The organism is Cytophagia bacterium CHB2, from assembly GCA_030263535.1.
GTDB lineage: Bacteria > Zhuqueibacterota > Zhuqueibacteria > Zhuqueibacterales > Zhuqueibacteraceae > Coneutiohabitans.
On sequence record SZPB01000498.1, the window covers coordinates 1 to 3708 of the forward strand.

Genomic DNA, 3708 nt, shown 5'->3' on the forward strand with positions numbered 1-3708 from the left:
AATCGGTGCGGACGGCAAGACGAAATCGGTTTGGCTGGATTGGAAATTGATCATCGGTGTGCCGCACGACATGCCGATCGTGGGCTACGACGGCGAAACCGTGAATTATCTGCGGCTCTTCGCGGCGCGCGCCTCCTCGGAATTCGACATGGAGATTTTCAACCAAGGCGATTATCTCAACGCGGTTGCGGACAAAATCGGGACCGAGCGCATCTCGAAAGTGCTTTATCCTTCCGACAAAGTGCAATCCGGCAAAGAACTGCGCCTGGTGCAGGAATATTTTCTCGTCGCCTGCGCCATTCGCGACATCGTCAACACCTATCTTGACAAGCATAAAACCTTTGAGATGTTCCCGGAAAAGGTGGCGATGCAGCTCAACGACACACATCCGGCGCTCTCCGTGGCGGAGCTGATGCGTATTCTGATGGATGAGCACGATTTACCCTGGGAAAAGGCCTGGGAAATTACAGAGGCGACTCTCGGATTTACCAATCATACGCTGCTCCCGGAAGCGCTGGAAAAATGGACCATGCCGTTGATGGAATTGGTATTGCCCCGCCATTTGCAGATCATTCTCGAAATCAATTTGCGTTTCTTGCAGCATGTCGCCCAAATTTGGCCCAATGACGGCGCGCGGTTGCAGCGCATGTCGATCATTGAAGAAGGCGATCCGAAACATGTGCGCATGGCGCATCTCGCGATGATCGGCAGCCATTCGATCAACGGTGTAGCGGAATTGCATACGGAGCTGGTGAAAAAGACGCTGGTGCCGGATTTTCATCAACTCTGGCCGCACAAATTCAACAACAAAACCAACGGCGTAACGCCGCGGCGCTGGCTGCAGCAAGCCAACCCGCGTCTGGCGAATTTGTTGAATCACACGATCGGCGAGACGTGGATTACGGATCTCGAACGTTTGCGCGCCCTGGAGCCGTTTGTTGATGATGCCGGCTTTCAGCAGGAGTTTATGGCAATCAAAAAATTCAATAAAGAACGCCTGGCGCGCGTGATTCAGGAAACGAATCATTTGAAGGTGTCACCGGATACTATCTTCGACATTCAAGTCAAGCGCTTTCACGAGTACAAGCGCCAGCTTTTGAATGCCATGCACATCATGCATCAATACTTCACTCTCGTCGAAGACGGCAAGGAACTCGCCGCGCCCCGAACATACATTATTGCCGGAAAAGCCGCGCCCGGATATTTCATGGCAAAGCTGATCATCAAGCTCATCAACAATATCGCGGATGTGGTGAATCATGATGCGGCGGTAAAAGACCAGATGAAGGTGGTGTTCATGCCGGATTATCGCGTGTCGCTGGCGGAAAAAATCATTCCGGCGGCGGATCTCAGCGAGCAAATTTCCACGGCCGGCAAGGAAGCCTCGGGCACGGGCAATATGAAATTCGCCATGAACGGTGCGCTCACGATTGGCACGCTCGACGGGGCGAACATCGAAATTCGTGACGAAGTGGGCGCGGAAAACATTTATATTTTTGGGTTGACGGCGGAGGAAGTCGCCGCCATGCGGCAAAACAACTCGTATCGCCCGCAGGATTATTATTTGCGTAGTCCCATGATTCGGCGGGTGGTGGATAGTCTGAATTCGAACCGCTTTTGCGAGCGGGAGCCGGGCTTGTTCCGCCCGATTTATGAAAAAATTATGGTAGCCGGCGACGAATATTTTCATGTCGCGGATTTGGAGTCGTACGCCGAGACGCAAATACGCGCGGCAGAGGAATACACGCAACCGCAGTTGTGGGCGCGCAAAGCCATTTTTAATGTGGCGCGTATCGGCAAATTTTCGAGCGACCGCACCGTGATGGAATATGCGCGCGAAATCTGGGATATCCGCCCGGTGTACCGTGAGGAGAGTCAAACAAACGGCGGAATGCCGCCCGCATAAATTCACATCATGTGAATTGCGGTTTCTGCAGCGGCTTGGCTGTTGCACATCAAAAATTTGACCCGGAAACATGAGAGCGCTGCCGGAGCTTGTCGAGGGCAACGAAGTTGTCTTCGACAGGTTCCGCCGGCAGATCGCGGCCCGCAGATTTCTGGCGGCGGATTTTGTCCGGGTGAAGAATTTTATCCGCGAAAGCAGTTATTGCCGTTATGTATTGTGGTAATCCATCACCTGCCATTTGACCTCAACTCTTGATACGGGCTGTAGACACGAAGACCCCGTCACCTCTTTTCACAACCTTGGCTTGACCGAAACGGCATCGCAATCGCTTGGCTGCACGATGCGGCTGTTGGTTCTTCTGTTTTGAGAAGGCGTTACAGTTTACAAAAATTACACACGTTCAACAGGGGTTCGTATGATTCCTTTCCGATTCTTACGGCAAGCGGGTTTGAGCCTGGCATTCCTCGTGGTGTTGTGGATGTCGGGTTCGCCTGCCGCTTCCGCGCAAACGCTGGTGATCAATGAATTGCTTGCCTCCAATCAAGCCACCAACGTTGACGAGGACAACGAGGCAAGCGACTGGATCGAGTTGTACAATGCCGGTTCTGAAGCGGTTAATTTGGCAGGCTATACCATCACCGATGCCACAAATGACCCGGTACAATGGACGTTTCCAGCAGTCACTCTGGCGCCACGCGCCTATCTGCTCGTCTGGGCTTCAGGAAAGGATCGCCCCAATCCTGCCAGTTTGCATACCAATTTCAAGCTGGGCGCCGGTGGAGAATTCCTCGGCCTTTATTCGCCGACCGGGGAAGTCGTTGACAGCTTCACGTTTGGGCCGCAAACGGTGGATGTTTCGTTCGGACGGTTGCCCGACGGCAGCGCCAATTTTGCCTTTATGCAAACGCCAACGCCGGCTGCCGCCAATCGCGGTGATGCGCCGGCAGAGGTAACGTTGACGTTTTCGCAGCCGCAAGGAGTTTATCAAGGCAACGTCACGGTGACCATGTCCACCAATCATCCCGAAGGCGAAATTCGATACACGCTAAACGGCAACGAACCGTGGGCGCAAAGCACGCTCTATTCACAACCGCTGACGTTCAGCCGCGTCACCGTGCTGCGGGCAAGGGTATTCGTGCAAGGCGAAGCTAAAACCAGCATTGCCTCGCGAACCTACATTGTCAATGACAATCCGCAATTGCCCATCATCGCGATTGCCACCGCGCCCGCCAATTTTTGGGATCCGGATATCGGCATTTACGTCAACCCTTTTGGCGAAGGCGATGCGTGGGAGCGGCCGGTCGATGTGGCATTCATTGAAAACGGCGTGACCCAATTCGCGGCGCCCGCCGGCATTCGCATTCACGGCAACAGCTCGCGCGTTGACGCCAAAAAAAGCCTGCGCCTGTATTTTCGCAGCGACTACGGCCAGAGTTATCTGAATTATCGCGTCTTCCCGCAAAAAACATTGAGCACGTTCAAACGCCTCGTGCTGTATGCGCCCTCCGGCGATCAGGCTTCCGGCAGCTCGACGTTCACCATGATTGACGACGCTTTGACACATTCGGTATGGCACGAAATCGGAGGCATCATCTCGGCGTTCCGTCCGGTTGCGCTTTATTTGAATAACGAATACTGGGGGCTTTATTGGATTCGCGAACGCATCGACGATGAATACATCATCGGCAATTTCGGCATTACTGACATGGATTTGCATCGCGCCCAATGGGGCACTTCTGAGCCGGAGCTGCGTGAAGGCGATGCGGTTTTTTGGGACGAAACCTTTGGCTTTTTTGAGCGGA

Annotated in this window: 2 protein-coding genes; both read left to right on the forward strand. The window is 53.7% G+C overall.

Translation table 11 applies throughout. The features are described from left to right. On the forward strand, nt 1-1906 hold a 1906-nt coding region (locus tag FBQ85_27890; protein MDL1878956.1), incomplete at its 5' end, for a glycogen/starch/alpha-glucan phosphorylase. Between the two features lie 415 nt (nt 1907-2321). Then, a partial coding sequence (locus tag FBQ85_27895; protein MDL1878957.1) for a hypothetical protein occupies nt 2322-3708 on the forward strand: 1387 nt, incomplete at its 3' end.